The sequence below is a fragment of the Streptomyces sp. NPDC014764 genome (assembly GCF_043082785.1).
Classification (GTDB): domain Bacteria; phylum Actinomycetota; class Actinomycetes; order Streptomycetales; family Streptomycetaceae; genus Streptomyces; species Streptomyces althioticus.
This window is the reverse complement of the sequence record NZ_JBIBXY010000001.1, coordinates 102,590-129,034: the sequence shown is the minus strand read 5'-3', so window position 1 is coordinate 129,034 and position 26,445 is coordinate 102,590. Positions and strand designations below refer to the sequence as shown.

At 74.0% G+C, this 26,445-nt stretch carries 31 protein-coding genes; 21 read left to right on the top strand and 10 right to left on the bottom strand.

All coding sequences use genetic code 11. The annotated features are described in order from the left end of the window. Positions 1 to 32 precede the first annotated feature (32 nt). Both ACF1AG_RS00590 and ACF1AG_RS00585 read left to right on the top strand, forming a co-directional pair. Positions 33 to 857, top strand: coding sequence for an ABC transporter permease (locus ACF1AG_RS00590; RefSeq protein ID WP_359601317.1), 825 nt, complete (start codon positions 33 to 35; stop codon positions 855 to 857). Between the two features lie 34 nt (positions 858 to 891). Further along, the gene (locus tag ACF1AG_RS00585) at positions 892 to 1,593 is read left to right on the top strand and encodes an AAA family ATPase (RefSeq protein ID WP_359601316.1); all 702 of its coding nucleotides are present in this window, start codon (positions 892 to 894) and stop codon (positions 1,591 to 1,593) included. 154 nt (positions 1,594 to 1,747) lie between these two features. On the opposite strand, the gene ybaK is transcribed toward ACF1AG_RS00585, so the two are convergent. The 4 genes from ybaK to ACF1AG_RS00565 form a co-directional block, all read right to left on the bottom strand. After that, positions 1,748 to 2,248: a Cys-tRNA(Pro) deacylase gene (gene ybaK, locus ACF1AG_RS00580; RefSeq protein ID WP_359601315.1), complete on the bottom strand. Its 501-nt coding sequence runs from the start codon at positions 2,246 to 2,248 to the stop codon at positions 1,748 to 1,750. A gap of 42 nt (positions 2,249 to 2,290) precedes the next feature. Then, positions 2,291 to 3,031 carry an LON peptidase substrate-binding domain-containing protein gene (locus tag ACF1AG_RS00575; protein ID WP_359601314.1) on the bottom strand — a complete coding sequence of 247 codons (741 nt, stop codon included), beginning with the start codon at positions 3,029 to 3,031 and terminating at the stop codon, positions 2,291 to 2,293. Between the two features lie 11 nt (positions 3,032 to 3,042). Continuing rightward, positions 3,043 to 4,122: a hypothetical protein gene (locus ACF1AG_RS00570; protein WP_359601313.1), complete on the bottom strand. Its 1,080-nt coding sequence runs from the start codon at positions 4,120 to 4,122 to the stop codon at positions 3,043 to 3,045. Positions 4,123 to 4,313: 191 nt separating this feature from the next. Beyond that, on the bottom strand, positions 4,314 to 5,891 hold the full coding sequence (locus ACF1AG_RS00565) for an oxidoreductase (protein ID WP_359601312.1): 1,578 nt from the start codon (positions 5,889 to 5,891) through the stop codon (positions 4,314 to 4,316). 192 nt (positions 5,892 to 6,083) lie between these two features. Between ACF1AG_RS00565 and hisD the strand changes: the two genes are divergently transcribed. Genes hisD through hisF form a run of 8 tightly spaced genes read left to right on the top strand, consistent with a single transcriptional unit; the run spans position 6,084 to position 11,799 of the window. Continuing rightward, positions 6,084 to 7,409 carry a histidinol dehydrogenase gene (hisD, locus tag ACF1AG_RS00560; RefSeq protein ID WP_359601311.1) on the top strand — a complete coding sequence of 442 codons (1,326 nt, stop codon included), beginning with the start codon at positions 6,084 to 6,086 and terminating at the stop codon, positions 7,407 to 7,409. Beyond that, positions 7,406 to 8,518 (top strand): histidinol-phosphate transaminase, encoded by a 1,113-nt coding sequence (locus ACF1AG_RS00555; protein ID WP_359747485.1) that lies wholly within the window; start codon positions 7,406 to 7,408, stop codon positions 8,516 to 8,518. Before hisD ends, ACF1AG_RS00555 begins: the two co-directional genes overlap by 4 nt. After that, on the top strand, positions 8,515 to 9,108 hold the full coding sequence (hisB, locus tag ACF1AG_RS00550; protein WP_033273032.1) for an imidazoleglycerol-phosphate dehydratase HisB: 594 nt from the start codon (positions 8,515 to 8,517) through the stop codon (positions 9,106 to 9,108). The genes ACF1AG_RS00555 and hisB overlap by 4 nt, the downstream gene beginning before the upstream one ends. A gap of 3 nt (positions 9,109 to 9,111) precedes the next feature. Further along, positions 9,112 to 9,270 carry a hypothetical protein gene (locus ACF1AG_RS00545; RefSeq protein WP_033273033.1) on the top strand — a complete coding sequence of 53 codons (159 nt, stop codon included), beginning with the start codon at positions 9,112 to 9,114 and terminating at the stop codon, positions 9,268 to 9,270. Between the two features lie 4 nt (positions 9,271 to 9,274). Then, on the top strand, positions 9,275 to 9,916 hold the full coding sequence (hisH, locus tag ACF1AG_RS00540; RefSeq protein WP_359601309.1) for an imidazole glycerol phosphate synthase subunit HisH: 642 nt from the start codon (positions 9,275 to 9,277) through the stop codon (positions 9,914 to 9,916). A gap of 4 nt (positions 9,917 to 9,920) precedes the next feature. Beyond that, on the top strand, positions 9,921 to 10,646 hold the full coding sequence (gene priA / locus ACF1AG_RS00535; protein ID WP_359601308.1) for a bifunctional 1-(5-phosphoribosyl)-5-((5-phosphoribosylamino)methylideneamino)imidazole-4-carboxamide isomerase/phosphoribosylanthranilate isomerase PriA: 726 nt from the start codon (positions 9,921 to 9,923) through the stop codon (positions 10,644 to 10,646). Further along, complete coding sequence (locus ACF1AG_RS00530; RefSeq protein ID WP_359601307.1) at positions 10,643 to 11,047, top strand: Rid family hydrolase; 405 nt, start codon at positions 10,643 to 10,645, stop codon at positions 11,045 to 11,047. Before priA ends, ACF1AG_RS00530 begins: the two co-directional genes overlap by 4 nt. Beyond that, complete coding sequence (gene hisF, locus ACF1AG_RS00525) at positions 11,044 to 11,799, top strand: imidazole glycerol phosphate synthase subunit HisF (RefSeq protein ID WP_048456856.1); 756 nt, start codon at positions 11,044 to 11,046, stop codon at positions 11,797 to 11,799. Before ACF1AG_RS00530 ends, hisF begins: the two co-directional genes overlap by 4 nt. 3 nt (positions 11,800 to 11,802) lie before the next feature. Here hisF and ACF1AG_RS00520 read toward each other — a convergent pair whose 3' ends face one another. Together ACF1AG_RS00520 and ACF1AG_RS00515 are read right to left on the bottom strand one after the other, a co-directional pair. Continuing rightward, complete coding sequence (locus tag ACF1AG_RS00520) at positions 11,803 to 12,201, bottom strand: VOC family protein (protein WP_359601306.1); 399 nt, start codon at positions 12,199 to 12,201, stop codon at positions 11,803 to 11,805. 28 nt (positions 12,202 to 12,229) lie between these two features. After that, complete coding sequence (locus ACF1AG_RS00515) at positions 12,230 to 12,865, bottom strand: TIGR03085 family metal-binding protein (RefSeq protein WP_359747481.1); 636 nt, start codon at positions 12,863 to 12,865, stop codon at positions 12,230 to 12,232. A 75-nt stretch (positions 12,866 to 12,940) separates the two neighbouring features. Here ACF1AG_RS00515 and hisI point away from each other — a divergent pair, with 75 nt between their 5' ends. The 11 genes from hisI (at position 12,941) to lgt (ending at position 21,793) form a co-directional block, all read left to right on the top strand. Next, positions 12,941 to 13,342: a phosphoribosyl-AMP cyclohydrolase gene (gene hisI, locus ACF1AG_RS00510; protein ID WP_387794729.1), complete on the top strand. Its 402-nt coding sequence runs from the start codon at positions 12,941 to 12,943 to the stop codon at positions 13,340 to 13,342. A gap of 11 nt (positions 13,343 to 13,353) precedes the next feature. After that, positions 13,354 to 14,877 (top strand): anthranilate synthase component I, encoded by a 1,524-nt coding sequence (locus ACF1AG_RS00505; protein WP_391809146.1) that lies wholly within the window; start codon positions 13,354 to 13,356, stop codon positions 14,875 to 14,877. Between the two features lie 42 nt (positions 14,878 to 14,919). Continuing rightward, positions 14,920 to 15,561 carry a TIGR02234 family membrane protein gene (locus tag ACF1AG_RS00500; protein ID WP_359601302.1) on the top strand — a complete coding sequence of 214 codons (642 nt, stop codon included), beginning with the start codon at positions 14,920 to 14,922 and terminating at the stop codon, positions 15,559 to 15,561. A 109-nt stretch (positions 15,562 to 15,670) separates the two neighbouring features. Further along, the gene (locus ACF1AG_RS00495) at positions 15,671 to 15,922 is read left to right on the top strand and encodes an HGxxPAAW family protein (RefSeq protein ID WP_359601301.1); all 252 of its coding nucleotides are present in this window, start codon (positions 15,671 to 15,673) and stop codon (positions 15,920 to 15,922) included. A gap of 76 nt (positions 15,923 to 15,998) precedes the next feature. Beyond that, the gene (locus ACF1AG_RS00490; protein WP_359601300.1) at positions 15,999 to 16,433 is read left to right on the top strand and encodes a DUF2752 domain-containing protein; all 435 of its coding nucleotides are present in this window, start codon (positions 15,999 to 16,001) and stop codon (positions 16,431 to 16,433) included. Between the two features lie 119 nt (positions 16,434 to 16,552). After that, positions 16,553 to 17,359 (top strand): indole-3-glycerol phosphate synthase TrpC, encoded by an 807-nt coding sequence (gene trpC, locus ACF1AG_RS00485; RefSeq protein WP_033273045.1) that lies wholly within the window; start codon positions 16,553 to 16,555, stop codon positions 17,357 to 17,359. Between the two features lie 22 nt (positions 17,360 to 17,381). Next, complete coding sequence (gene trpM / locus ACF1AG_RS00480) at positions 17,382 to 17,573, top strand: tryptophan biosynthesis modulator TrpM (protein ID WP_387794731.1); 192 nt, start codon at positions 17,382 to 17,384, stop codon at positions 17,571 to 17,573. A gap of 125 nt (positions 17,574 to 17,698) precedes the next feature. Next, positions 17,699 to 18,982 (top strand): tryptophan synthase subunit beta, encoded by a 1,284-nt coding sequence (trpB, locus tag ACF1AG_RS00475; protein ID WP_359601299.1) that lies wholly within the window; start codon positions 17,699 to 17,701, stop codon positions 18,980 to 18,982. Then, positions 18,979 to 19,794, top strand: coding sequence for a tryptophan synthase subunit alpha (gene trpA, locus ACF1AG_RS00470; protein ID WP_359601298.1), 816 nt, complete (start codon positions 18,979 to 18,981; stop codon positions 19,792 to 19,794). Before trpB ends, trpA begins: the two co-directional genes overlap by 4 nt. Positions 19,795 to 19,896: 102 nt before the next feature. After that, complete coding sequence (locus ACF1AG_RS00465) at positions 19,897 to 20,673, top strand: thioredoxin domain-containing protein (protein ID WP_359601297.1); 777 nt, start codon at positions 19,897 to 19,899, stop codon at positions 20,671 to 20,673. Positions 20,674 to 20,758: 85 nt separating this feature from the next. Beyond that, positions 20,759 to 21,793 (top strand): prolipoprotein diacylglyceryl transferase, encoded by a 1,035-nt coding sequence (lgt, locus tag ACF1AG_RS00460; protein ID WP_359601296.1) that lies wholly within the window; start codon positions 20,759 to 20,761, stop codon positions 21,791 to 21,793. A 63-nt stretch (positions 21,794 to 21,856) separates the two neighbouring features. On the opposite strand, the gene ACF1AG_RS00455 is transcribed toward lgt, so the two are convergent. Genes ACF1AG_RS00455 through ACF1AG_RS00440 form a run of 4 tightly spaced genes read right to left on the bottom strand, consistent with a single transcriptional unit; the run spans position 21,857 to position 26,440 of the window. Then, on the bottom strand, positions 21,857 to 22,687 hold the full coding sequence (locus ACF1AG_RS00455; RefSeq protein ID WP_387794733.1) for an HpcH/HpaI aldolase/citrate lyase family protein: 831 nt from the start codon (positions 22,685 to 22,687) through the stop codon (positions 21,857 to 21,859). Continuing rightward, complete coding sequence (locus ACF1AG_RS00450) at positions 22,684 to 23,907, bottom strand: CaiB/BaiF CoA transferase family protein (protein ID WP_391809145.1); 1,224 nt, start codon at positions 23,905 to 23,907, stop codon at positions 22,684 to 22,686. Before ACF1AG_RS00450 ends, ACF1AG_RS00455 begins: the two co-directional genes overlap by 4 nt. Continuing rightward, positions 23,904 to 25,280 carry an ADP-ribosylglycohydrolase family protein gene (locus ACF1AG_RS00445; protein WP_359601293.1) on the bottom strand — a complete coding sequence of 459 codons (1,377 nt, stop codon included), beginning with the start codon at positions 25,278 to 25,280 and terminating at the stop codon, positions 23,904 to 23,906. The genes ACF1AG_RS00450 and ACF1AG_RS00445 overlap by 4 nt, the downstream gene beginning before the upstream one ends. After that, positions 25,268 to 26,440, bottom strand: coding sequence for an ADP-ribosylglycohydrolase family protein (locus ACF1AG_RS00440; RefSeq protein ID WP_359747467.1), 1,173 nt, complete (start codon positions 26,438 to 26,440; stop codon positions 25,268 to 25,270). Before ACF1AG_RS00440 ends, ACF1AG_RS00445 begins: the two co-directional genes overlap by 13 nt. Positions 26,441 to 26,445: the final 5 nt, after the last annotated feature.

The following is a 26,445-nucleotide window of genomic DNA, read 5'->3' as shown; positions in this document are numbered from 1 at the left end:
ACGGATCTCCGAGCGAAGGGGAGCAGCACGACGTGAGTGTCGTACCCGCCGGCGCCCTGCCGGCCGGCGTCCTGACCGCGGAGGAGGCCGCCCCGCCGCGGCCCGCCGCGCTCGGCCCCCGCGCACGGCTGTTGCCGTCCCTGGCGGCCGTGTACCGGGCGCAGCTGTCCCGGGCCCGGGTGGCGCGGATCCCGCTGCTGTTCGTGGCGACCTTCCAGTCCGTCGGGATCATGATCCTGATGCGGGGGGTCGTCGACGGCGGCGGCGAGGCGCGCGCCGTGGTGGCCGGATCGTCGGTGCTGGTCGTCGCGTTCGTCGCGCTGAACCTGCTCGCCCAGTACTTCGGCCAGCTCCGCGCCAGCGGCGGACTCGACCACTACGCCACCCTGCCCGTGCCGCCCGCGGCCGTGGTGCTGGGCGCGGCCGGAGCCTACGCGTCGTTCACCGTCCCCGGCACCGTCGTGACGGCCGTCGTCGGCTGCGCCCTGTTCGGGCTGCCGCTCGCCCACCTGTGGGTCCTCGCCGCGGTGATCCCCCTCGCGGGCGCCGCGCTCGCCGGGCTCGGCGCCGCCCTCGGGCTGCTCGCGCCCCGGCCCGAACTGGCCACCCTGCTCGGGCAGCTCGGCATGTCGGCGGCGCTGCTGCTCGGCGTGCTGCCGCCGGAGCGGATGCCGGAGGCGGTCCGTCTCGCCCGTGACCTGCTCCCGTCCACGTACGGCGTCGAGGCCTTCGCGCGGACCTTCGCCCCGCACCCCGACTGGGCCCATGTCCTGGGCGACCTCGCCGTGTGCGGCGTGGTCGGGGTGATCTCGCTGGCCGTGGCGACCTGGGCGTACCGCAGGGCCGCAGTCCGGTGACGCGGCCCACAGCGACGCCTGGCACGATGGCAAGGTGAGCGCACCTCTGACACCCCCGCCACCGCACGACCCGTCCGCGCACGACCCGTGGCAGCCGCCCTCCGGCGCCCCCGCCGGCGGCGCGCACCGCTACGACGGGAAGCCCGGCCACGCCGCTCACCCGCGGCACGGCTGGTGGCACGACGAGGACGGCCCGGGGTTGGCGAAGGAGATCCGCGAGGCGGCCGTGGTGGCCGTGGCGGTGGCCCTCGGCGGGGTGCTGCTCGGGGTGCTGTGGTGGTGGCTCGCGCCGCGGGTGCCGCTGGTGGGTGACGCGTCCGGTGACGCCTGGGTGGTCTACCTCAAGGATTCCGAGGGCGAGCAGAGCATCGGCGTGGACGGCACGTTCACGCTCGTGGCCCTGGGCTGCGGCGCGCTGAGCGCCCTGGCGGTCTTCCTCTTCCGCCGGCGCGGCGGCGTCCCGCTGGTGGTGGCGCTGGCGGTCGGCGGGCTGCTCGGCTCGCTGCTGGCCTGGCGGCTCGGCGTGTGGCTCGGCCCCTCCCAGGACGTGGTCGCGCAGGCGAAGAGCGTCGGCAAGGGCGTCACCTTCGACGCCCCGCTGAAGCTGAACGCGAAGGGCGCGCTGCTGGCGTGGACGTTCTCGGCGCTGGTGTTCCACCTGGGCCTGACGGCGCTGTTCGGCCCGCGCGATCCGGAGGAGTGGCTGCCGCCGGGCGAGCAGCAGCCGCCCCGGTGAAGGCGCCGGGCGCCGCGTCCCCGGTCAGGCCGGGCGCCTCCCGTGGTTGGCCCGCCGCTTCCTGATCCGCCATCTGCGCTTGCGCGTCCGCTTCGACATGCCTTCCGTACATAGCCGAGGGCGCGGGAGCCGTCGAGGTACGGAACAGGCCGGGTCAGCCCCGGCCGATCGGGGCCAGGACCGCCGATGTCAGGTTCGCCAGGTCGGCGGGGGCGAGCTCCACCTCCAGGCCGCGGCGGCCGGCCGAGACGCAGATCGTGTCGTGGCGGGCCGCCGACTCGTCCAGCACCGTCGGCAGCTTCTTGCGCTGGCCGAGCGGCGAGATGCCGCCCCGCACGTACCCGGTGGTGCGCTCCGCCAGCGCCGGGTCGGCCATCGACGCCCGCTTGCCGCCGGCCGCCGAGGCGAGCGCCTTGAGGTCCAACTGGCCCGCGACCGGCACCACCGCCACCGTCAGCGCGCCGTCCACGTCCGCCACCAGCGTCTTGAAGACGCGGTCGGGGGAGACGCCCATCGCCTCGGCCGCCTCCTCGCCGTAACTCGGGTGGGAGGGGTCGTGGTCGTAGGAGTGGACCGTGAACGGCACCCCGGCGGCGGTGAGCGCCACCGTGGCGGGAGTGCCGTTGGACTGCTGCTTCCTGGACTTCTTGGCCATGCCGGTCGTCGCTCCGCAAGCGTCGGTACGCGTGAGCACGCGTCAGTTGAGACTCGTCGGCGCCCGCGTCAGCTCCGACGCGGGCAACGACGGAAGACTACGGATGATCGCCGTCTCCGTGCGAAGCAGTTTCAGCTCGTCGCGCAGCCGGGACGCGGTGTCCGGCGCCTGGAGCAGCCGCTGCCGCGTCGGCGTGTCCAGCATCATCGCGGCGGCGACCAGGTACGACACCACGCTGGGCTCGTCCGGCAGCTCTGCGTCCGAGGTCAGCGACCGCTCCCGGGCCCCCGCCAGCCGCTTCTGGTACTGCCGGAACGCCCGCAGCACACCCTCCGCCAGCGGCCCCGCCTCGTCGCCCGGGTCCTCCTCCAGCGGCTCCAGCTCGGCCGTGAGGTAGGGACCGGAGGCGTCCACCGACAGCAGCCGCACCCGGGTCGTGCCGGTCGCCAGTACCTCGAAGGTGCCGTCGGGCCGCTCCCTGATCGTCGCCGCGTCGGCGATGCACCCCACCTTGTGGAACGCCTGCAGCGGGTCCCCGCCGAAGCCGGCCGCAGGGCCCCGCTCGGGCACGGCCGTGGGGTCGGGCAGCCCAGGGGCGCTCGGCGCCACCTCGTGGCCGTCCCGGATCGCCACCACGGCGAACTGCCGTGGCTCGTCCTCCGGGGTCTTGAGCAGCTCGCGCATCATGGCGCGATAACGCTCCTCGAAGATGTTGAGCGGGAGCACGAGCCCCGGGAACAGCACCGTGTTCAGGGGGAAGAGCGGAAGCCGGACGGTGGTCACGTCGCAAGAGCCTAATGGTCGCGGGGCTCCGGCCGTCCGCGCCGTTCGCTCCCCGGACGCCCGGACCGGGCGCCGGAGGCGTCGGGTCCGGGGGATTCGGAGCCCGACGCGACGGTATGCAGCACTTCCTGACGGACCTCCAGGAAGCGCCCGAGCGGGTCGTCGGCGTCCCGGTCCCAGGGGAACGAGGTGGCGTACGGGCCGGTCAGCCGGAACTGCTCCAGCGCGTCCCGCCGCCGCCCGAGCCGGACCAGGACGTGGGCGAGGAGGTTGCGCAGCTCCGCCGGCCACGGCTGGGCCGACGGCAGCCGCGCGGACAGGGCGGCCGCCCGGTCGGCCGCCGCGTCCAGCCGCGCCCGCTCGACCGCCGGGCCGCAGCCGTCGGTGAGATAGCCGAACGCCGCACGCAGCGGCAGCGCCTGGGTGAGCGAGCCCTCCGGAGCGTCCTGCGCGGCCGTCTCGGCGAAGTCGAAGCACTCACGGTGCGAGCCGTGCCAGGAGGACGCCAGATAGCGCAGGGCCGCCACATGGCAGCCGTGGTGGTGCGGGGCGCGGCGCACCGCCGCCTCCCACAGCTCCTCGAAGTACGTGTGTCCGGCCCGCGCGCCGCGCGCGTGGTCCAGGGCCAGCCGCCAGGGCACCGGGTCGCGGTGGTCGGCGCGGGCGGCGGCGGTGATCAGCGGGCTCACCTCGCGGAGCAGCTCGGCGCGGGCCGGGGAGTCCCAGACCCGGTCCACCGCGCGCTGGGCGTCCACCAGGAGCGCGTCCGGGTCGCGCGGGGCGCGGGCGCGCCAGGCGTCCAGCCACCCGGGCCGCGACCGCGCGAACGCGGCGAGCCGGCGTACGTAGCGGTCGCGGTGCTCCCAGGCGGCGCGGCGGCGGGTGGCGACGAGCAGTTCGGCGGCCGGGGCGGGGTCTCCGGCGGCGGCTCCCACCAGGGCGCGCCCGAGGGCGTCGTCCGGTGCGTCGAGGAGGACCTCGTCGTCGGCGGGCAGCACGGCCTGGGCGGGGGGCGGAGGGGCGCCCGTCCGCCTGCCCCGCGCCCGGGACGTGCGGGTGAACGCGTGCAGCAGAGCCATGGTGTCGACCATTGAAAGACCGCAGGTCATGGGTGCGCCAGGGTCCACGCGGAAGTTGTGGAAAGTTGTACGGGGGTTGGTCAAAGGGCGGTAAAAACGCGGGCCGCTCGGGGCGCGTCGGGTGTCGTGGGCCACCCCTGTCACACCGGCCCCGTGCCCGGGCGGAGTCGCGCAGTTCCCCGCGCCACCCGGGGATGCCGCGCCTACGTGCGGCGCAAGGTGCGGGTCGCGCCCGCTGCCACCGTGGTCGCCAGGATCCAGCCCAGGAGGATGAACGCCGCCGACAGCCACTGCCAGCCGCCGCGCAGCTGCCAGAAGCCCACCTGGCCCAGGTCGATCACCGGGAGCAGCAGGTCCAGCGCGAACAGCGCCGGGTTCCAGTCCGGGTGCTCGCCCGCCTTCAGCGGCGGGTGGTCCGCCCGCGCGAAGGCCACCGAGCCGGCCGCCCACAGCACCGCCATCCACACCGCGGCCCGGCCCGGGCGGTATCCGTAGGCGACCGTCCAGTCCTGCGCGTACCCCCACAGCTTCGCGGCGAGCGGCAGGCTCTCGCGGCGCCGCCGCTGCTTGGCCAGCAACACCTCACGGGCGTCCTCGTCCGCCCCGCTCTCCCGCAGGACGGCGGCCAGCCGCTCGTACGGCTCCGGGGTGTACTCGGCGCTCGCCGCGTCCACCCAGCGCAGCCGCAGCGCCAGCGGGAACGGGCCGCGCGGCACCAGGTTCTCGTAGGTGAAGCCGCCCATGTGCAGCCGTCCCGGGCCCGGCCAGCTGTCTGCCCGGTCCATCAGGTTCACCACGCGCGCCCCCGACAGCACCACCCGGCCGCGCGCCGGCCGCTGCCCGAGGAACCGCAGCTCCGGCGTCTGTACCCGGCGCAGCGTCAGCTCCTGCTCGTCGGTGAGGGTGAACTCGGCGCCCTCGAAGTCGACCGCGTCCCCGAACCGCCCGTCGTCCAGCCGGATCCCGCCCTCGCACTCGAACCGCTGGATGCGCGTGCCCTGCGCGGGCGTCATGCCGCTGCGGGCCTGTGACCCCACCCCGGCCGGGGTCAGGTACAGCGAGCGCTCCACGGTCAGCTGCGGCGCGTTCAGCGCGAGCCGGGCGCGAGGGTTGACCAGCCGTGCGCCGCGCAGGCTCAGCGAGACGCCGATGGTCGCGCCGCGCAGGCTCAGCTCGCCGTACGACTCGAGCATCTCCGCCTGGAGGTCCTGGCCGACGTTCATCCCGTCCCCGGCTATGGAGCGGCCGCTGCGGTCGCGGTGCACCACCGCCTGGTTGAGCAGCAGGTCCGTGCCGATCCGGGCGTCGGTGAGCCGTATGCCGCCGAGGAAGCGGCAGCGAGGCAGGTGCAGATCGCCCTCGGTGTGCAGCCGGGCGGCCTCCAGCCGGGGTACGGAGCAGTCCACCAGCCGCATCGTCGTGAACCGCGCCTCCGGCAGCAGCACGTCCCGCTCGAAGCGGCAGCCGCGCATCTCCACGTACGGCTCGACCGTGCCCCCGGCGAGGTCCAGCGGGCCGCTGATCCGCACCCCGACCAGCTTCAGCGAGGAGACGCGGCCGGCCAGCGCGGGCGGGCCGTCCAGCAGCAGCCAGCAGACCACCCGGGCCCGCACCGTGCGCTCGGGTCCCCAGGGGTGTCCTCCGTGCGGGTCGTCGACCACCGTGTCGCCGCAGCTCAGGTCGTACACGCTGCCGTTGCGGAAGGCCTGCCACATGCCCGCCTCCGCGGCGGTCAGGTCCTCCGGCGGATCGCCGTCGCGCGGTCCCACCCCCTCGGCCACGGGACTCCCCTCCTCCTCATTACTCACGGGTTCATCGCTTCGTACAGCCGTTCATGCCCGGTACGGTGACGTGCTGAACACGGAAAGTGAAGAAGATGTTGAAAACGAGTGCGGACCGTCACGAGAAGGGTGAAGTATCAGCCACTGGAACAGGCGGACGTGGTCCGGGACGGGTCTGAGAGAATTGAGCACGTGATCTCGCGAATCGACCTGCGCGGCGACGCCCTCCCCGAGGGCCCCGCCCTGCGTGACCTGCTGCCCCGTGCCGACTTCGACGTCGCGGCCGCCCTGGAGAAGGTGCGGCCCATCTGCGAGGACGTGCATCATCGGGGCGACGCGGCGCTGATCGACTTCGCCGAGCGCTTCGACGGTGTGAAGCTCGACCAGGTCCGGGTGCCCGCCGCCGCGCTGGAACGCGCGCTGGAGGAGCTCGACCCGGCCGTGCGCGCCGCCCTGGAGGAGTCGATCCGCCGGGCCCGCCTCGTCCACCGCGCGCAGCGCCGCACCACCCACACCACGCAGGTCGTCCCCGGTGGCACGGTCACCGAGAAGTGGGTCCCCGTCGACCGCGTCGGGCTGTACGCGCCCGGCGGCCGGTCCGTCTACCCGTCCTCCGTGATCATGAACGCGGTGCCCGCCCAGGAGGCCGGCGTCCCGTCGGTCGCGCTCGCCTCCCCGGCCCAGGCCGAGTTCGGCGGGCTGCCGCACCCGACGATCCTCGCCGCGTGCGCGCTGCTCGGCGTCGACGAGGTGTACGCGGCCGGCGGCGCCACCGCCGTCGCGATGTTCGCGTACGGCACCGGGTCCTGCCCGCCCGCGAACATGGTGACCGGCCCCGGCAACATCTGGGTCGCCGCCGCCAAGCGCTACTTCACCGGGAAGATCGGCATCGACGCCGAGGCAGGCCCGACGGAGATCGCGATCCTCGCGGACTCCACGGCCGACCCGGTGCACGTCGCCGCCGACCTGATCAGCCAGGCCGAGCACGACCCGCTGGCCGCCGCCGTCCTCGTCACCGACTCCGCGGACCTCGCGGACGCGGTCGAGAAGGAGCTGAAGCCGCAGGTCGAGGCCAGCAAGCACGTCGAGGAGCGGATCGCGCCGGCCCTCGCCGGCCGCCAGTCCGCGATCGTCCTGGTCGACGGCGTCGAGGAGGGCCTGCGGGTGGTCGACGCCTACGGCGCCGAGCACCTGGAGATCCAGACCGCCGACGCCGCCGCGGTCGCCGGCCGGGTGCGCAACGCGGGCGCGGTGTTCGTCGGTCCCTGGTCCCCGGTCTCCCTCGGCGACTACGCGGCAGGATCCAACCACGTGCTGCCCACCGGCGGCTGCGCCTGCCACTCCTCGGGCCTGTCCGTGCAGTCCTTCCTGCGCGGCATCCACATCGTCGACTACACCGAGGACGCGCTGGCCGAGGTCGCGCACACCGTGGTGACGCTGGCGGAGGCGGAGGACCTGCCCGCGCACGGCGCGGCGATCAAGGCCAGGTTCGGCTGGAAGGTGCCCGAGAACAAGTGAGCGACGTGAGCATCGACGACCTCCCCGTGCGGGACGAGCTGCGCGGCAAGTCCCCCTACGGCGCGCCCCAGCTGGACGTCCCCGTACGGCTCAACACCAACGAGAACCCCTACCCGCTGCCCGAGCCGCTGGTCGAGCGGATCGCCGAGCGGGTCCGCGAGGCCGCCCGGCACCTCAACCGCTACCCCGACCGGGACGCGGTCGAGCTGCGCACCGGGCTGGCCGAATACCTGACGAAGACCACCGGCCACCCGGTCGCCCTGGAGAACGTGTGGGCGGCCAACGGCTCCAACGAGGTCATCCAGCAGCTGCTGCAGACCTTCGGCGGACCCGGCCGCAGCGCGCTCGGCTTCGAGCCGTCGTACTCGATGCACGGCCTGATCGCGCGCGGCACCGGCACCGGCTGGATCTCCGGCCCGCGGGGCGACGACTTCTCCCTCGACCTGCCCGCCGCCGAGAAGGCGGTCGCCGAGCACCGGCCCGACGTCGTCTTCGTCACCACCCCCAACAACCCCACCGGCAACGCGGTCCCCGCCGACGCGGTGCGCGCCCTGTACGACGCCGCGCAGGCCGCGAAGCCGTCCATCGTGGTCGTCGACGAGGCGTACGTGGAGTTCAGCCACGGCGACTCGCTGCTGCCCATGCTCGACGGACGCCCCCACCTGGTCGTCTCCCGCACCATGTCCAAGGCGTTCGGCGCCGCCGGACTGCGCCTCGGCTACCTGGCCGCGCACCCCGCCGTCGTCGACGCCGTCCAGCTGGTGCGGCTGCCGTACCACCTGTCGGCGGTCACCCAGGCGACCGCGCTGGCCGCGCTGGAGCACACCGACACCCTGCTCGGCTACGTCGAGCAGCTGAAGGCGGAGCGCGACCGGCTGGTCGCCGCACTGCGCTCCCTGGGCTACGAGGTGACCGACTCCGACGCCAACTTCGTCCAGTTCGGCCGCTTCCAGGACTCCCACGCCGTATGGCGGCAGATCCTCGACCGGGGCGTCCTGGTCCGGGACAACGGCGTACCGGGATGGCTGCGGGTCACCGCGGGCACCCCGGCCGAGAACGACGCGTTCCTCGACGCGGTACGTGAGATCAAGAAGGAGCACAGCGCATGACCCGCGTAGGACGCGTGGAACGCACCACCAAGGAAACCTCCGTGCTCGTCGAGATCGACCTCGACGGCACCGGGAAGACCGAGATCTCCACCGGGGTCGGCTTCTACGACCACATGCTCGACCAGCTCGGCCGGCACGGTCTGTTCGACCTCACGGTGAAGACCGAGGGCGACCTCCACATCGACTCCCACCACACCATCGAGGACACCGCCCTCGCGCTCGGCGCCGCCTTCAAGCAGGCGCTCGGCGACAAGGTGGGCATCTACCGCTTCGGCAACTGCACGGTCCCGCTGGACGAGTCCCTCGCCCAGGTCACCGTCGACCTCTCCGGCCGCCCCTACCTCGTGCACACCGAGCCCGAGAACATGGCGCCGATGATCGGCTCCTACGACGTGACGATGACCCGGCACATCCTCGAGTCCTTCGTCGCCCAGGCGCAGATCGCCCTGCACGTGCACGTGCCCTACGGGCGCAACGCCCACCACATCGTGGAGTGCCAGTTCAAGGCCCTCGCCCGGGCCCTGCGCTACGCCTCCGAGCGCGACCCGCGCGCGGCCGGCATCCTGCCCTCCACGAAGGGCGCGCTGTAGACCATGAACGGACTGTCCACCGTCCTGATCGTCGTCGGCCTGTTCTTCGTCGGAGGGATCATCTCCTTCGTCAAGCAGAAGATGCCCACGAGCCTGATCACGCTGATGTCCGTCGGCGCCGCGCTGTGCATCGTCACGGGCCTGCTGCAGATGGAGGTGTGAGACCTTGAGCACCACCAGGAAGGTCGTGGTCTTCGACTACGGCTTCGGCAACGTCCGCTCCGCCGAGCGCGCCCTCGCGCGCGCCGGGGCCGACGTCGAGATCACCCGCGACTTCGACACGGCGATGAACGCCGACGGGCTGCTGGTGCCCGGCGTCGGCGCCTTCGCCGCCTGCATGAAGGGCCTCAAGGAGGCCCGCGGCGACTGGATCGTCGACCGCCGTCTGGCCGGCGGCCGCCCCGTCATGGGCATCTGCGTCGGCATGCAGATCCTCTTCGCCCGCGGCATCGAGCACGGCGTCGAGGCGGAGGGCCTCGACGAGTGGCCCGGCTCCGTCGAGCCGCTCCAGGCCGACGTCGTCCCCCACATGGGCTGGAACACGGTGGACGCCCCCGAGGACTCCCGGCTGTTCTCCGGCCTGGACGACGACGCGCGCTTCTACTTCGTGCACTCCTACGCCGTCCACGACTGGTCGTTCGAGGTCACCAACGCGGCGATGCGGCCCCCGCTCGTCACCTGGACCACCCACGGCAAGCCCTTCGTGGCCGCCGTGGAGAACGGCTCCCTGTGGGCCACCCAGTTCCACCCCGAGAAGTCCGGCGACGCCGGCGCCCAGCTCCTCACCAACTGGATCGGAACCCTGTAGAGACATGGCCACCCTCGAACTCCTCCCCGCCGTCGACGTCCGCGACGGCCAGGCCGTCCGCCTCGTGCACGGCGAGTCCGGCACCGAGACCTCCTACGGCTCGCCGCTGGAGGCCGCGCTCGCCTGGCAGCGCTCCGGCGCCGAGTGGCTGCACCTGGTCGACCTGGACGCCGCGTTCGGCACCGGCGACAACCGCGAGCTGATCGCGGAGGTCACCAGGGCGATGGACATCAAGGTGGAGCTGTCCGGCGGCATCCGCGACGACGACACCCTCGCCGCCGCCCTCGCCACCGGCTGCACCCGCGTCAACCTCGGCACGGCCGCCCTGGAGACCCCCGAGTGGGTCGCCAAGGTCATCGCCGAGCACGGGGACAAGATCGCCGTCGGCCTCGACGTGCGCGGCACCACCCTGCGCGGCCGCGGCTGGACCCGCGACGGCGGCGACCTCTACGAGACGCTGGACCGTCTCGACAAGGAGGGCTGCGCCCGCTACGTCGTCACCGACATCGCCAAGGACGGCACCCTGCAGGGCCCCAACCTGGAGCTGCTGAAGAACGTCTGCGCCGCCACCGACCGCCCCGTCGTCGCCTCCGGCGGGGTGTCCTCGCTGGACGACCTGCGGGCGATCGCCGAGCTGGTGCCGCTCGGCGTCGAGGGCTCCATCGTCGGCAAGGCCCTGTACGCCAAGGCGTTCACCCTGGAAGAGGCCCTGGAGGCTGTGTCCCGATGACGTCGGAAGCCGTGCGGCGCGTGCAGAGCGGGAACCCCTGGGAGGACACCCTCGGCTCGGCGCGCGCCGTCGCGGCCGGCGACCTCGTCCTGGTCGGGGGCACCACCGCGTTCCGGGGCGACGTGCTGTACGGGGAGGGCGACCCGTACGAACAGGCCAAGGCGGCCTTCACAAGCGCGCTGGAGGCGGTCGCGGAGTTCGGGCTCGACGCCGGGTCCGTGATCCGCACCCGTATCCATCTCGCCCACGCGCGGGACGTCGACGCGGCCTGCCGCGCGCACAAGGAGCTGTTCGACGCGGTCCGGCCGGTCACCACGCTGCTGGTGGTCGAGGGCTTCGTCGACTCGCGCGTACTGGTCTCAGTGGAACTCGAAGCATTCAGAGGAGCCGTGGATTCATGACCCTGGCGGTCCGAGTCATTCCCTGCCTGGACGTGGACGGCGGCCGGGTCGTCAAGGGCGTCAACTTCCAGAACCTGCGCGACGCGGGCGACCCCGTCGAGATGGCGAAGGTGTACGACGCCGAGGGCGCCGACGAGCTGACGTTCCTGGACATCACCGCGTCCTCCGGCAACCGCGAGACCACCTACGACGTGGTCCGCCGCACCGCCGAGCAGGTGTTCATCCCGCTCACCGTGGGCGGCGGCGTGCGCACCGCCGAGGACGTCGACAAGCTGCTGCGGGCCGGCGCCGACAAGGTGGGCGTGAACACCGCCGCCATCGCCCGGCCCGACCTCATCCGGGAGATCGCCGAGCGGTTCGGCCGCCAGGTGCTCGTCCTCTCGGTCGACGCCCGGCGCACCGAGGGCGGGACCTTCGAGGTCACCACGCACGGCGGCCGCCGCGGCACCGGCATCGACGCCGTCGAGTGGGCGCACCGCGCCGCCGAGCTGGGCGCCGGCGAGATCCTGCTGAACTCCATGGACGCCGACGGCACCAAGGACGGCTACGACCTGGAGATGATCGCCGCCGTGCGCAAGCACGTCACGGTCCCGGTGATCGCCTCCGGAGGCGCCGGCAAGCTCGCCGACTTCCCGCCCGCCGTCGCAGCCGGCGCGGACGCGGTGCTGGCCGCCTCGGTGTTCCACTTCGGCGACCTGCGCATAGGCGAGGTCAAGCAGACCCTCAGGGACGCCGGCCACCCGGTGCGGTGAGCCTCAGCCGAGCGGCTGCGTGAGCTGGATCAGGTTGCCGACCGTGTCGTCCAGCAGCGCGGTCAGCACCGGGCCCTGCTTCTCCGGCTCCCGGACGAAGTGGACGCCCTCCCCGCGCAGCCGCTCGAACTCCGCGCGCAGGTCGTCCACCGAGAACACGATCGACGGCAGCCCCGCCTCGCGCACCGCGCGGCGGTAGGGCTCCGCGATCGGCCCGTCGCCCGGCTCCAGCAGCAGTTCCAGATCCGGCTGGGCGCCCTCGCGCGCCCCCACCGTGACGAACGGCGAGCCGCCGCCCGGGTCCACATGGGTGCGGGTCTCGAAGCCGAGCACCCCGGTGTAGAAGGCGTGCGCCTTGGCCACGTCCTCCACGTACACACTCGTCATGGCGACCTTGATCACGAGCCGTGCCTTTCCGGAGCGGAGCCGATCAGATGCCGAGCTGCTTGGTGGCGCGCAGCTGGGCGATCGCGTTCTCGTCGCCCTCCAGCTCCACCTTCGCGGCGCCCTGCCGGCCGTACGCGAACATCACCAGCTCGGACGGCTCCCCGGTCACCGTCACCACCGGCGCCCCGCGGCGCGCCACCGCCGTCTGCCCGTCCGGGCGGCGCAGCACCAGACCGGTAGGCACCCCGCGGCCCATCAGCCTCGCCGAGCGCTCGAGCCGCGACCAGAGGGCGTCCTGGAACACCGGGTCCAGCTCGCGCGGCGTCCAGTCCGGCTGCGCCCGGCGCACGTCCTCGGCGTGGACGTAGAACTCGATCACGTTCGACATCTCGTCGACCTGCTTGAGCGAGAAGGGCGAGAAGCGCGGCGGTCCGGTACGGATCAGCCCGATCAGCTCGTCGTACGGCTTCGCGAGGAACTCCGCCGTCACCCGCTCCAGACGCGACGCCAGCTGCTTCACCAGGAGGCCGCCCGCCGCGTCCGGACGGCGCTCGCGCACCACCACGTGCGCGGCCAGGTCCCGGGTGGTCCAGCCCTCGCAGAGGGTGGGGGCCTCCGGGCCCGCGGTCTCCAGCAGGTCGGCCAGGAGGAGCCGTTCACGCTTGGCATGGGTCGACATGCAAGCCAGCCTACGGCGGGCCGTCCCGTCCGGACAGTGGACGACCGCGCAGGGGGACCGGGGGCGCGCGGCACAATGGTTCCCATGACCAGCCAGCCCCGGCCCAGCAGCCTCGACCCCGAGATCGCCGCGCGCCTCAAGCGCACCCCGGACGGCCTCCTCCCCGCGATCGCCCAGCAGTACGACACCGGGGAGGTGCTGATGCTGGGCTGGATGGACGACGAGGCGCTGCACCGCACCCTCACCACCGGCCGCTGCACCTACTGGTCGCGCAGCCGCCAGGAGTACTGGGTCAAGGGCGACACCTCCGGGCACTTCCAGTGGGTGAAGTCGGTCGCCCTGGACTGCGACGCCGACACCGTGCTGGTCAAGGTCGACCAGGTGGGCGCCGCCTGCCACACCGGCGACCGCACCTGCTTCGACGCCGACGTGCTGCTGAAGGACGCCGGTACCGGCGTGCCCGCCGGCGATCAGTAGGGTCTGCCGCCATGGACCTCGAGACGTTCCGCAAGCTCGCCACCGACCGCCGGGTCATCCCGGTCACCCGCAAGCTCCTCGCCGACGGCGACACCCCGGTGGCGCTCTACCGCAAGCTCGCCGCCGAGCGCCCCGGCACCTTCCTGCTGGAGTCCGCGGATGGGGGCACCTCCCAGGCGTTCAGCACTGGGGGAGGCAGGTCCTGGTCCCGCTATTCCTTCGTCGGCGTCCGGTCCGCCGCCACCCTCACCGAGCGCGACGGGCAGGCCCACTGGGAGGGCACCCCGCCGGTCGGCGTCCCCGTCGACGGCGACCCGCTCGCCGCGCTGCGCGCCACCCTCCAGACCCTGCACACCCCGCGCGACCTCGCCCAGGACCTCGGCCTGCCGCCCTTCACCGGCGGCCTGGTCGGCTACCTCGGCTACGACGTCGTGCGCCGCCTGGAGAAGATCGGCCCCGGCGAGCGGGACGACCTGAAGCTGCCCGAGCTGACCATGCTGCTCACCAGCGACCTCGCCGTCATGGACCACTGGGAGGGCTCCGTCTGGCTGATCGCCAACGCGATCAACCACAACGACCTGGAGACCGGCGTCGACGAGGCCTACGCGGACGCCGTGGCCCGCCTCGACGCCATGGAGGCCGACCTCGCCCGCCCGGTCGCCCAGCCCCCGGCCGCGCTGCCGCCGTCCGAGCTGCCCGACTACACCGCGCTGTGGGGCGGCCCCGACTTCCAGGAGGCCGTCGAGGACGTCAAGGAGCGCATCCGCGCCGGCGAGGCCTTCCAGGTGGTGCCCTCCCAGCGGTTCGAGACGCCCTGCACGGCGAGCGCCCTGGACGTCTACCGGGTGCTGCGCGCCACCAACCCGTCGCCGTACATGTACCTCTTCCGGTTCGACGGGTTCGACGTGGCCGGCTCGTCGCCCGAGGCGCTGGTGAAGGTGGAGGACGGGCAGGCGATGGTGCACCCCATCGCCGGCACCCGGCACCGCGGCGCCACCCCGCAGGAGGACCAGGCGCTCGCCGACGAGCTGCTCGCCGACCCCAAGGAGCGCGCCGAGCACCTGATGCTCGTCGACCTCGGGCGCAACGACCTCGGCCGGGTCTGCGAACCCGGCTCCGTCGAGGTCGTCGACTTCATGTCGATCGAGCGCTACTCGCACGTCATGCACATCGTCTCGACCGTCACCGGACGGGTCGCCGCCGACCGCACCGCCTTCGACGTGCTCACCGCCTGCTTCCCCGCAGGCACCCTCTCCGGTGCGCCCAAGCCCCGCGCGATGCAGATCATCGACGAGCTGGAGCCGTCCCGGCGCGGCCTGTACGGCGGCTGCGTCGGCTACCTCGACTTCGCGGGGGACTCCGACACGGCCATCGCCATCCGCACCGCCCTGCTGCGCGACGGCACCGCGTACGTGCAGGCCGGAGCGGGCATCGTGGCCGACTCCGACCCGGTCGCCGAGGACACCGAGTGCCGCAACAAGGCGGCCGCCGTGCTGCGCGCCGTGCACACCGCGAACCGCCTGGGTGACGGCTGACACAGCCCCCCGGATGCCGCGCGGGCCGGGAACGGGGTCATAGTGGAGGGCGTGACTGCCGTACCCAGCCCCCGTTCCGAGCCCGCCGGCCCCTCCCGGACCGGCCGTACGAGCCTCGCCGCCGCCCTGCTGAGCGGCGCCCTCGGCGCGGCCGTGGCCCTGCTCGCCACCCGGCAGGAGTGGTCGGAGGGCACCGCGACGGTGGCCGGCGGCGCGTTCCCGCTGACCGCCCAGGGCAGTGACGTCACCGGCGTGCCCGCCGCCCTCGCCGTCGTCGGGCTCGCCGCCCTGGTCGCCGTCTTCGCCGTGCGCCGTGCCGGACGGCTCGCCGTCTCCGCCGTGCTCGCCCTCTCCGGGGCCGGCACGGTCGCCGCCGCGCTGCTCGGCGCGTCCGACTCCACCGCCCTCGACGAGAAGGCCGCGCAGGCCTCCGGGGACGCCTCCGCGACCGTCGGCGCCCTCTCCCACACCGCCTGGCCGTACGTCGCCGCCGTCGGCGGACTGCTGCTGCTGGTCGCCGGACTGCTCGCGCTGCGCTACGGACGCCTGTGGCCCGCCATGTCCGGCCGCTACGAGCGCAACGGCGCTCCTCGTCCGCGCCGGGCGGCCGCCCCCGCCGACCCGGACCGCCCCGAGGAGCTCTGGAAGGCCCTCGACCGAGGTGAGGACCCCACCGGCGCCTGAGCCGCGCAACCCGCCCACGGCCGACCCCGGCGCACGGCGGCCCGGCGTGTGCGGGACAATGGGGACGAGCGTCCCGCTCACCCACGCACACGGCAACGAGGAGCAAGCAATGGCGGGCAGCAGCCACGGTCACACCCCGGCCGCCTGGACCGGTGTCATCATCGCCTTCATCGGTTTCTGCGTCGCGGGCGCGTTCATGGTGATGGCCCGGCCCGTGGGCTTCTGGGCCGGCCTGGGCGTCGTCGTTCTCGGCGGCGTGGTCGGCGCCGTCATGCGCTCGATGGGACTGGGCCAGCCCAAGAGCGACCACCCGGTGCACGCGACCACCGGCGACCGCGAGCCGGCCCGCGCCCAGGGCTGAGCCCCGCGGACCACTCCGTACGGGGGCGGTGTCCGGCCGTGAGCCGGAGCCGCCCCCGAGGTGCGTCCGGGGGACAATGCCTCCCGTGAACGTACCGAGCCCCCACGCGGTCCCCGGCCGGGCCGCCCGGCTGGCCGCGCCCGTCGGCCTGCTCGCCGCCGTGGCCGCGGCATTCGCCTACGTCGCCGCCGTCGACCCCAACGAACCCGGGCACTACCCGGTCTGCCCGCTGCTCGGCCTCACCGGCCTGTACTGCCCCGGCTGCGGCGGACTGCGCAGCGCCCACGCCGTCGCCCACGGCGACCTCGCCGCCGCCCTCCAGGCCAACGCCCCCGCCGTCCTCGGCTACGCCGCCTTCGCCGTGCTGTGGACCGTCTGGGTGACCCGCGCGGCGCGCGGCCGGCCGATGCGCCTGGACCCGCCGCCCGCGGTGCTGTGGACGGCCGGCGGCCTGCTGCTGGCCTTCACGCTGCTGCGGAACACGCCGTTCGGCGGCTGGCTGCACCCGTGAACGAGTGGTGATCGTCCAGGTGCTGGACGTCGCCACAGCCGGATGCGGGGCATTCGCCCTGCTCCGGATACCATCGCAGGGACCAGCCAAGCCCGACCGTCAGGAAGGGGGCCGCTCGCGTGAGTGTGCTCGACGAGATCATCGACGGAGTCCGTGCCGACCTCGCGGAGCGGCAGGCGCGCGTCAGCCTCGACGAGCTCAAGGAGCGCGCGGCCAAGGCGCCCGCCGCCAAGGACGGCGTGGCCGCCCTGCGCGGCGACGGCGTCAAGGTGATCTGCGAGGTCAAGCGCTCCAGCCCGTCCAAGGGCGCGCTGGCCGCGATCGCCGACCCGGCCGCCCTCGCCGCCGACTACGAGGCGGGCGGCGCCGCCGTCATCTCCGTCCTCACCGAACAGCGCCGGTTCGGCGGTTCGCTGGCCGACCTGGAGGCCGTCCGCGCCAAGGTCGACATCCCGGTGCTGCGCAAGGACTTCATCGTCACCTCGTACCAGCTCTGGGAGGCCCGCGCGTACGGCGCCGACCTGGCGCTGCTGATCGTGGCCGCCCTGGAGCAGTCCGCCCTGGAGTCGCTCATCGAGCGCGCCGAGTCCATCGGCCTCACCCCGCTGGTCGAGGTGCACGACGAGGACGAGGTGGAGCGGGCGGTCGACGCCGGCGCCAAGGTCATCGGCGTCAACGCGCGCAACCTGAAGACCCTCGAGGTCGACCGCGGCACCTTCGAGAGGGTCGCCCCCGAGATCCCGGCGCACCTCGTGCGGGTCGCCGAGTCCGGCGTGCGCGGTCCGCACGACCTGATCGCCTACGCCAACGCCGGGGCGGACGCCGTCCTGGTCGGCGAGTCCCTGGTGACCGGCAAGGACCCGAAGACGGCGGTCGCCGACCTGGTCGCCGCGGGCGAGCACCCGGCCCTCCGGCACGGCCGCTGAGACCTCGGCAGGCTGATCCCCGATGACGCTCTCCCGACTCGCACGAGGCTGCCGGCCCCGCGGCTGCCGTGCCCCGGCCCGCCGGGTCCACGGCCGCAGGGTCCGTTACGTCATCGGCGACGAACCGGGCCAGGTGAACGGCAGGCGATGGCAGCGCCCCGCCAGGGGCGCGGGGAACTGCGCGACCAGCCACGACGGACCCGCAGCGGCCTGACAACCCCCGCCCCGACAAGGGGCGCGGGGAACTGCGCGGCGAGCCACGACGGCCCGCGGCCGACGAACCACCCCGCCCCCACGGCGCTCAGTGTCGTCCACACACACTCACCGTGAGGTACACGCATGCCCAGCACCTTCTTCATCCCCGACCCGGAGGGGCAGACCCCCTCCCCGGCGGGATACTTCGGCGCCTTCGGCGGCAAGTTCATCCCCGAGGCCCTCGTCGCCGCCGTGGACGAGGTCGCCGTCGAGTACGACAAGGCCAAGTCCGACCCCGAGTTCGCCCGGGAGCTCGACGACCTCCTGGCGCACTACACCGGCCGCCCCAGCGCCCTCACCGAGGTCCCCCGCTTCGCCGAGCACGCCGGCGGCGCCCGCGTCTTCCTCAAGCGCGAGGACCTCAACCACACCGGCTCGCACAAGATCAACAACGTGCTCGGCCAGGCCCTGCTCACCAAGCGCATGGGCAAGACCCGCGTCATCGCCGAGACCGGCGCCGGGCAGCACGGCGTGGCCACCGCCACCGCCTGCGCCCTGTTCGGACTCGAGTGCACGATCTACATGGGCGAGATCGACACCCGGCGCCAGGCCCTCAACGTGGCCCGGATGCGGATGCTCGGCGCCGAGGTCGTCGCCGTGAAGTCCGGCAGCCGCACCCTCAAGGACGCCATCAACGAGGCGTTCCGCGACTGGGTCGCCAACGTCGACCGCACCCACTACCTGTTCGGCACCGTCGCCGGCCCGCACCCCTTCCCGGCGATGGTCCGCGACTTCCACCGCGTCATCGGCGTGGAGGCCCGCCGCCAGCTGCTGGAGCAGGCCGGCCGGCTGCCCGACGCCGCGATCGCCTGCGTCGGCGGCGGCTCCAACGCCATCGGCCTGTTCCACGCGTTCATCCCCGACGAGGATGTCCGCCTCATCGGCTGCGAGCCCGCCGGACACGGCATCGAGACCGGTGAGCACGCCGCCACCCTCACCGCCGGCGAGCCCGGCATCCTGCACGGCTCCCGCTCCTACGTCCTCCAGGACGACGAGGGCCAGATCACCGAGCCGTACTCGATCTCCGCCGGCCTGGACTACCCGGGCATCGGACCCGAGCACGCCTTCCTCAAGGACAGCGGCCGCGGCGAGTACCGGGCGGTCACCGACGACGCCGCCATGCAGGCCCTGCGCCTGCTGTCGCGCACCGAGGGCATCATCCCGGCCATCGAGTCCGCGCATGCCCTGGCCGGCGCCCTGGAGGTCGGCAAGGAACTGGGCAAGGACGGGCTGATCGTCGTCAACCTGTCCGGGCGCGGCGACAAGGACATGGACACCGCGGCCCGCTACTTCGGGCTGTACGACACGGACGCCGAGGTCGAGGACAACGCCTCCGGCACCGCCGAGATCGAGGGGGACGCCAAGTGAGCGGAAACGTGCGGCTGCTGGGCGACACCCTCGCCGCGGCGAAGGAAGAGGGCCGGTCCGCCCTGATCGCCTACCTCCCGGCCGGGTTCCCGACCGTGGACGGCGGCATCGAGGCGGTCAAGGCGGCGATCGAGGGCGGCGCCGACGTCGTCGAGGTGGGGCTGCCGCACAGCGACCCCGTCCTGGACGGCCCGGTCATCCAGACCGCCGACGACATCGCCCTGCGCGGCGGGGTGCGCATCGCCGACGTGATGCGCACGGTGCGCGAGGCCCACGCGGCCACGGGGGCGCCGATCCTCGTCATGACGTACTGGAACCCGATCGACCGCTACGGCGTGGAGCGGTTCACCGCCGAGCTGGCGGAGGCCGGGGGCGCCGGGTGCATCCTGCCCGACCTGCCGGTGCAGGAGTCCGCCCTGTGGCGCGAGCACGCCGACAAGCACGGGCTGGCCACGGTCTTCGTGGTCGCGCCCAGCAGCAAGGACGAGCGGCTCGCCGAGATCACCGCGGCCGGCAGCGGCTTCGTCTACGCGGCCTCCCTCATGGGCGTCACCGGCACCCGTGAGTCGGTCAGCTCGCAGGCGGAGGACCTGGTGCGGCGCACCCGCGCCACCACCGGCATCCCCGTCTGCGTCGGACTCGGCGTCTCCACCCCGGCGCAGGCCGCGGAGGTCGCCCGGTTCGCCGACGGGGTGATCGTCGGCTCCGCCTTCGTGAAGCGGATGCTGGACGCGCCCGACGACGCCGCGGGCGTCGAGGCCGTCCGCGCTCTCGCCGGTGAGCTGGCCAAGGGCGTGCGCGGACAGGTGTGACCGCACCGGCCCGCCCTCCGCGACGGGCCGCCGGGGTCCCTCGTACGGGTGGACCTGGGACCGGGGAGGCGCTGGGCGCCTCCCCGGTTCGTTCTGCGGGGTGTGAGCGACAAGAACCGTGAGGGAAAGCGCACCGCCCGCGAGCGGATGGCGGCAGAGCGCGAGAAGCAGAAGACGGCGGAGAAGCGGCGCCGCACCCTGATCGTGGGCGCGAGTGTGGTCGGCGTCCTGGGACTCGCGGCGGTGATCGGCGTCGTCGCGGCCAGCTCCGGCGGGGACGACGAGAGCAAGGCGTCCGGACCGGTGGTGGTGCCCTCGGGGGCCCAGGGCAAGGACGGCCTCGCCATCCCGGTCGGCAAGGAGGACGCCAAGGCCACCCTCACGGTGTGGGAGGACTTCCGCTGTCCCGCCTGCAAGGCCTTCGAGCAGACCTACCGCTCCACGCTCAACGAGCTGACCGGGGCCGGCAAGCTGAAGGTCGAGTACCACCTGGTCACGCTGATCGACGGCGGCCTCGGCGGCAGCGGCTCGCTGAGCGCGGCCAACGCCGCCGCCTGCGCCCAGGACGCGGGGAAGTTCACCGCCTACCACGACGTGCTGTTCGAGAACCAGCCGATGGAGAGCGACGACGCCTTCTCCAGCGACGACAAGCTGTTCGACCTGGCGAGCAAGGTCGACGGGCTCGACACCCCCGAGTTCCGCACCTGCGTCGAGGACGGCACGCACGACAGCTGGGTGGTCAAGTCCAACGAGGCCTTCCAGAAGGGCGGCTTCAGCGGCACCCCGACGGTGCTGTTCGAGGGGCAGAACATCTACCAGGACCGTTCCATGACGCCCGAGAAGCTGAAGCAGATGGTCGAGGAGGCGAACAAGTCCTAGGGGCCCTCTCCCCGGGGCCTGTTATGGAGCCGTTGCCAGGCTGCCTGCCGTACGGGCGGTCCGGCACGGTAGCGTCGGTCCTGCCATGGAACTTGCCTACATTCCCAGCCCGTCGAGCGGGGTGCTGTACCTCGGCCCCGTTCCGCTGCGCGGCTACGCGTTCTGCATCATCATCGGCGTCTTCGTTGCCGTCTGGCTCGGCAACAAGCGCTGGATCGCCCGGGGCGGGCGGGCCGGCACGGTGGCGGACATCGCTGTCTGGGCCGTGCCGTTCGGCCTCGTCGGCGGCCGGCTCTACCACGTGGTCACGGACTACCAGCTGTACTTCAGCGAGGGCCGTGACTGGGTGGACGCCTTCAAGATCTGGGAGGGCGGCCTCGGCATCTGGGGCGCCATCGCCCTGGGCGCGCTCGGCGCGTGGATCGGATGCCGCCGCCGCGGCATCCCGCTTCCGGCGTACGCCGACGCCATCGCCCCCGGCATCGCGATCGCCCAGGCGATCGGCCGCTGGGGCAACTGGTTCAACCAGGAGCTGTACGGGCGGGCGACCGACCTGCCGTGGGCCGTGGAGATCACCTCCTCCGCCGACGGCCGGATGCCGGGCACCTACCACCCGACCTTCCTCTACGAGTCGCTGTGGTGCGTCGGCGTGGCGCTGCTGGTGATCTGGGCCGACCGGCGCTTCACGCTCGGACACGGCCGCGCCTTCGCGCTGTACGTCGCCGGGTACTGCGCGGGCCGCTTCTGGATCGAGTACATGCGGGTCGACGAGGCCCACCACATCCTCGGCCTGCGGCTGAACAACTGGACGGCCCTCCTGGTCTTCCTGCTGGCGGTGCTCTACATCGTGCTGTCCGCCCGGAAGCGTCCGGGCCGGGAGGCCGTGGTCGAGCCGGGCGCCGGCGACGGCGAGGGCCCGGCGTCCGACGCGAAGAAGACCGACGGCGACGCGCCCGCCGAGGACGCCCCCGCCGGGGACGCGACGACGGACGACGCCGCGGACACCGACGACGGCGGGAAGCCCGGGAGGCTCGACAAGCCCGGGGCGCCCGAGGAGCCGGAGGGCGCCGAGGAGCCGGAAGGGTCCAAGGACGGGGCCGGGTCGGCCAAGAAGGGCTGACAGCCCGACGTACGCGCGCCGAGGGCGCCCGGGGACACCCCGGGCGCCCTTTGTGCGTACAGGTCACCGCTTGTGCGCCAGCGCCAGCGTCCGGTGCGCCGCCGTCACCACCGCCGCGTCCACGAACGTGCCGTCCGGCAGCGCCTGCGCGCCCTGCGTGGCGGCCGCCGCCTTGAGGACCGTCTCCGCCTGCTCGATCTCCCGTTCCGTGGGCAGATAGGCCCGCTCGATGACCGGGAGCTGACGCGGATGGATCGCCGCCCTGCCCAGGAAGCCCAGGGCGCGCCCACGCTCGCAGGACGCCTTCAGTCCCTCCAGGTCGCGGATGTCCGGGTGCACCGACTGGGCGGGCGGGGCCAGCCCCGCCGCGCGCGCCGCGACCACCACCCGTGCCCGGCACCAGTCCAGCCCGGCGTCCTCGCGCACCCCCAGGTCGGCCCGCAGATCCGCCTCGCCGAGCGCGATCCCGCGCAGCGACGGGTGCGCGGTGGCCACGGCGTGGGCGTGCTCGACGCCCAGCGCGCTCTCCAGCAGCGCGTACAGGGGCGGGGAGCCGCCGCGCGCCGCGACCGCCCGGCGGGCGACCCGCACCACGTCGGACGGGGAGGACACCTTCGGCAGCCGCAGCCCGGACAGGCCCGGCGCCGGGGCCAGGGCCGCCACGTCGGCCGGGCCCCAGGGCCCGGCGAAGGCGTTGACGCGGACGTGCACCGGCACCGGCTGCGGGCCGCGCAGCAGCTCGGCGGTGGCCGCGCGGGCGTACGCCTTGCGGTCCGGCGCGACCGCGTCCTCCAGGTCGACCACCACCACGTCCGCCCCCGCCGTGAGCGCCTTCGCCACCACGTCGGGGCGGTCGCCGGGGGCGTACAGCCAGGTCAGCGGGACGCTTCTCATACGGCGCCCTCCGCCCGCAGCTCCACCAGGTCGGCCGGGGTGAGGCCCAGCTCGGTCAGCACCTCCTCGGTGTCCGCGCCGTGCGGGCGGCCCGCCCAGCGAATCGCCCCCGGGGTGGCGGAGAGCCGGAACAGCACGTTCTGCATGCGCAGCGGGCCCAGCTCCGGGTCGTCGACCGTGGTGACGGTGGAGAGGGCCTGGTACTGCGGGTCCGCCATGACGTCCCGGACGTCCTGCACCGGGGCGACGGCCGCCTCCGCCTTCTCGAACGCGGCCAGCACGTCGGCGCGGCCGTGCCGGGCGATCCAGCCGCCGACCGCCTCGTCCAGCAGGTCCGCGTGCCGGGCCCGGCCCTCGCCGGTGGCGAACCAGGGCGCCTCGATCAGGTCGGGGCGGCCCACCAGCACCATCACCCGCTCGGCGATCGACTGGGCCGAGGTGGAGACGGCGACCCAGGTGCCGTCGGCGGTGCGGTAGGTGCCGCGCGGTGCGTTGTTCTGCGACCGGTTGCCGGTGCGCGGCTGGACGTACCCGAGCTGGTCGTACCAGGTGGGGTGGGGTCCGAGGGCGGCGAGGATCGGCTCGATCAGCGCCGTGTCGACGACCTGTCCCCGCCCCGTGCGGTCGCGCGCCGCGAGAGCCGTCATGATCGCGTACGCGGTGGTGAGGCCCGCGACGGAGTCGGCGAGGCCGAACGGCGGCAGGGTCGGCGCCGCGTCCGGCTCGCCGGTGAGCGCGGCGAAGCCGCTCATCGCCTCGGCGAGGGTGCCGAAGCCGGGCCGGTGCGCGTACGGGCCGAACTGGCCGAAGCCGGTGACCCGCGCCAGCACCAGCCGGGGGTTCGCCGCGGACAGCTCGGGCCAGCCCAGGTCCCACTTCTCCAGGGTGCCGGGGCGGAAGTTCTCCACGACCACGTCGGCGCCGCGCACCAGGCGCAGCAGCGTGTCCCGGCCGCCCGGCGTGGACAGGTCGAGGGTGATCGCGCGCTTGTTGCGGCCGAGCACTTTCCACCACAGGCCGACGCCGTCCTTGGACGGTCCGTGGCCGCGCGAGGGGTCGGGCCTCCTCGGGTGCTCGACCTTGACGACGTCGGCGCCGAAGTCGCCCAGCAGGGTGGCCGCGAGAGGGCCGGCGAAGAGGGTGGCGAGGTCCAGGACGCGCAGACCGGCCAGCGGGGGAGCGGCGGGCGGTGCGGCGGGGGCCGGGTCGGGGGGAGTCATGGGCGGGACGCCTCCAGATGGGTGAGACGGGCCAGGGTGTCGAAGCCGGTGCCGTCGAAGTCGCCGACGGAGGTGGACAGGCGGTTCTTCAGCGGGGCCGTCCAGCGCTCGGGGAGCGCGCGGGGCGAGCCGGCGAGCAGCCCGGCGACGCTGCCGGCGGTGGCGCCCACCGAGTCGGTGTCCCAGCCGCCGGACACCGCGCGGCAGATCGAGGCGGTGAAGTCCCCGTCGGCGTGGGTGAGGGCGGCGGCCAGGAGGGCGGTGTTGGGAACGGCGTGCACCCAGTGGTGGGTCGCGCCGTGCCTCTCGTGCAGCAGGTCGACGACCGTGTCGAAGTCCCGGTGCCCGCGGGCCAGTGCCACGGCGTCGCGCACGGCCCGGGCGAGTCGGGAGCGGGGCGGGACGACGGTGAGACCGGTGCGCAGACAGGCGTGCACGTCCCGCTCACCGCCCGCCGCGGCGGCGACGACGGCGGCGGTGAACATGGCCGCGTAGACGCCGTTGGCGGTGTGGGTGAGGGTGGCGTCCCGGTACGCTTGCCCGGCCGCGGCGCCCGGATCGCCCGGGTTGGTCCAGCCGTGCGCGTCGGCGCGGATCAGGGCGCCGATCCACTCGCGGAACGGGTTGCGGTGGCGGGCGGTCAGCGGCGGTTCGAGCCCGCAGAGCAGGTTGCGGTAGGCGATGCGCTCGGCGGTGAAGGTGCGGCCCGCGGGCAGCTCGTCGAGCCAGACGCGGGCCACGTCCGCGGTGGTGAAGCGGCGGCCGTGGCGGCGCAGCACCAGCAGGGCGAGCAGTGGGTAATTGAGGTCGTCGTCCTCGGGCATGCCGTCGATGTTCTCGGCGAGGGAGGTGGAGGCGGAGCGCCGGTTCCAGGGGTGCTCGGCCAGCAGCTCGGCGGGGACGCCCCGGGCGGTGAACCAGCCGCTCAACGGCCAGTTGCCGGTGGCGCGGGCCAGAGCGCGGATCGCGGCGAGCGGCAGCTTCTCCACCGGCTTGCCCAGCAGGCAGCCGGCCGAGCGGCCGAGCCAGGCCGCCTCCAGGCGCGCCTCGAACACGGGTCCGTCCCAGGCGGCCGGGGCACCGGGGGAGAGGGGCCACTCGGGGCACAGCGCCTGGATCGCGGCGAGGTCGGAGGGCTCGTCGTCGGCGAGGGCGCTCGGCAGCTCGGCCAGCTCGTCCAGCAGGTCGCAGGCCAGCAGCCGGAGGTAGCGGGAGGCCGGGCGGGTGGAGGCGCCGGCGGTGAGCGGGGCCGGGGGGCCGCCCGCCGCGCGCCAGCGGGCGGCGACCGCCGACGCCTCGCGGCCGTCCAGCGCGGCCTGGCGCAGTTCGTGGCCGACGAGGTCCTCGGGCTGGACCCAGGTCAGTCGGAGCATCCGGCGCCTCCGAGCCGCGCGAACGCCCGCTCGTGGGCGCGGCGGCGCTCCACGTCCCGGGCGAAGACCTCCCGGGCCACCGCGGTGAGCGTGGCGGCCGGCTCCCACAGGTCGAGGCGGCTGGCCTCCGCCACGGTCTTGGCCCACTCCTCGGGCACCGGGGAGCCGAGCGCGCCGGTCACCGCCCCGGCCATGGTGGCGATGGAGTCGCAGTCGCGGCCGTAGTTCACGGCCCCCAGCACGGCGTGCCGGTAATCGCCGCGGGCCGCCACCACCATGCCAAGCGCGACCGGCAGCTCCTCGATCGCGTGCAGCCGGGAGGGACGCCGGGCGCCCAGCGAGGGGGAGCGGTAGTCGGGGCCGACGGTGTCGTACGGGGCGACCGCCTCGCGCAGCGGGCGCAGCGCCGACTCGACGCCGGTGTGGCGCGAGGCCTCCTCGCAGACCTTCTCGACCGCCTCCCGGGTGCCGTCCTTGGCCAGGGACAGGCACGCGGCGACGACGGAGTCCGGGGTCGCGTCCGGCGCGCAGGCCGCCGCCACGGCCGCCGCGAACACCCCGGCCGCCTCCCTGCCGTACGACGACTGGTGGGCGCCCGCCACGTCCAGGGCCTCGGCGTACGCGGCGGCCGGGTGGGCGGCGTTGACCAGACCGACGGGGGCCATGTACATCGCGGCGCCGCAGTTGACGATGTTGCCCACGCCCGCCTCGCGCGGGTCGACGTGCCCGTAGTGCAGCCGTGCCGCCAGCCACTTCTCGGCGAGGAAGACCCGGTGCAGCGGGATCGTCTCGGCCTCCAGCTCCGGGATCCAGCGCGGGTTCGTCATCAGGTCCGGGACCAGGTGGTCGGCGACCGCGTAGGCGTCCAGGTGGTCGCGGACCCGCGCGTACACCCGGACCAGCGCGTGGGTCATCAGGGTGTCGTCGGTGACGTGCCCGTCGCCCTTGTGGTACGGCGCGATCGGCCGGGCGGTGCGCCAGTCCTCGCCGTGCCACGGGCCGACGACGCCGTGGACGCGGCCGCCGTGGCGCTCCACGATCTGCTCGGGGGAGTACCCCTCGACCGGGCCGCCGAGGGCGTCGCCGACCGCCGCCCCCACCAGCGCGCCGGTGATCCGCTCGTCCAGGGAGGGGGTGTTTGCGGTGTCTTCGTGTGTCATGCCGG

What these genes read in the sequence shown, in the direction of transcription:
- priA (WP_359601308.1), top strand. Translation starts at nt 9,921, where the DNA reads ATGGCCACCCTCGAACTCCTCCCCGCCGTCGACGTCCGCGACGGCCAG.
- ybaK (WP_359601315.1), bottom strand. Translation starts at nt 2,248, where the DNA reads ATGGCCAAGAAGTCCAGGAAGCAGCAGTCCAACGGCACTCCCGCCACG.
- trpM (WP_387794731.1), top strand. Translation starts at nt 17,382, where the DNA reads ATGACGCTCTCCCGACTCGCACGAGGCTGCCGGCCCCGCGGCTGCCGT.
- ACF1AG_RS00530 (WP_359601307.1), top strand. Translation starts at nt 10,643, where the DNA reads ATGACGTCGGAAGCCGTGCGGCGCGTGCAGAGCGGGAACCCCTGGGAG.
- ACF1AG_RS00490 (WP_359601300.1), top strand. Translation starts at nt 15,999, where the DNA reads ATGCCTCCCGTGAACGTACCGAGCCCCCACGCGGTCCCCGGCCGGGCC.
- lgt (WP_359601296.1), top strand. Translation starts at nt 20,759, where the DNA reads ATGGAACTTGCCTACATTCCCAGCCCGTCGAGCGGGGTGCTGTACCTC.
- ACF1AG_RS00505 (WP_391809146.1), top strand. Translation starts at nt 13,354, where the DNA reads ATGGACCTCGAGACGTTCCGCAAGCTCGCCACCGACCGCCGGGTCATC.
- hisB (WP_033273032.1), top strand. Translation starts at nt 8,515, where the DNA reads ATGACCCGCGTAGGACGCGTGGAACGCACCACCAAGGAAACCTCCGTG.
- ACF1AG_RS00445 (WP_359601293.1), bottom strand. Translation starts at nt 25,280, where the DNA reads ATGCTCCGACTGACCTGGGTCCAGCCCGAGGACCTCGTCGGCCACGAA.
- ACF1AG_RS00495 (WP_359601301.1), top strand. Translation starts at nt 15,671, where the DNA reads ATGGCGGGCAGCAGCCACGGTCACACCCCGGCCGCCTGGACCGGTGTC.
- hisI (WP_387794729.1), top strand. Translation starts at nt 12,941, where the DNA reads ATGGTTCCCATGACCAGCCAGCCCCGGCCCAGCAGCCTCGACCCCGAG.
- ACF1AG_RS00570 (WP_359601313.1), bottom strand. Translation starts at nt 4,122, where the DNA reads ATGGTCGACACCATGGCTCTGCTGCACGCGTTCACCCGCACGTCCCGG.
- ACF1AG_RS00450 (WP_391809145.1), bottom strand. Translation starts at nt 23,907, where the DNA reads ATGACTCCCCCCGACCCGGCCCCCGCCGCACCGCCCGCCGCTCCCCCG.
- hisF (WP_048456856.1), top strand. Translation starts at nt 11,044, where the DNA reads ATGACCCTGGCGGTCCGAGTCATTCCCTGCCTGGACGTGGACGGCGGC.
- ACF1AG_RS00515 (WP_359747481.1), bottom strand. Translation starts at nt 12,865, where the DNA reads ATGTCGACCCATGCCAAGCGTGAACGGCTCCTCCTGGCCGACCTGCTG.
- ACF1AG_RS00545 (WP_033273033.1), top strand. Translation starts at nt 9,112, where the DNA reads ATGAACGGACTGTCCACCGTCCTGATCGTCGTCGGCCTGTTCTTCGTC.
- ACF1AG_RS00455 (WP_387794733.1), bottom strand. Translation starts at nt 22,687, where the DNA reads ATGAGAAGCGTCCCGCTGACCTGGCTGTACGCCCCCGGCGACCGCCCC.
- trpB (WP_359601299.1), top strand. Translation starts at nt 17,699, where the DNA reads ATGCCCAGCACCTTCTTCATCCCCGACCCGGAGGGGCAGACCCCCTCC.
- ACF1AG_RS00440 (WP_359747467.1), bottom strand. Translation starts at nt 26,440, where the DNA reads ATGACACACGAAGACACCGCAAACACCCCCTCCCTGGACGAGCGGATC.